Genomic DNA, 319 nt, shown 5'->3' on the forward strand with positions numbered 1-319 from the left:
CCTCCATCTTGCGGCTGCTGATGATGCCGCGGCTGTAGGACAGCAGGACGATCTTGAGCAGCACGGCTGGGTCATAGGCCGGGGCACCGCCGTCATCGTTCTTGATGCGGCTGCGAAGCCCTTCGAGATCAAGCTTGTGATCGACCAGGTGGCACAGGGCGTATTCGAAACTGCCTGGCTGCACCTGCTTGTCGAAGTCCACCGGCAGCATCAGCAGGCCTTGGTGAACTGGTTTGAATCGTGGCATTGGCGATGTCCTCCTGAGTCAGAAGGCAAGCACGAGGCAGGCCAGATTCGGAGTAATTCTGCAGCTTCAACG

At 58.9% G+C, this 319-nt stretch carries 1 protein-coding gene; it reads right to left on the reverse strand.

The window, feature by feature from the left end:
* Positions 1–247: transposase (locus EIP75_RS23980; RefSeq protein ID WP_148100991.1), on the reverse strand; the 247-nt coding region annotated here is incomplete at its 3' end.
* Positions 248–319 lie beyond the last annotated feature (72 nt).

This window comes from Aquabacterium soli (genome assembly GCF_003933735.1).
GTDB classification, from domain to species: Bacteria; Pseudomonadota; Gammaproteobacteria; order Burkholderiales; family Burkholderiaceae_C; genus Aquabacterium; species Aquabacterium soli.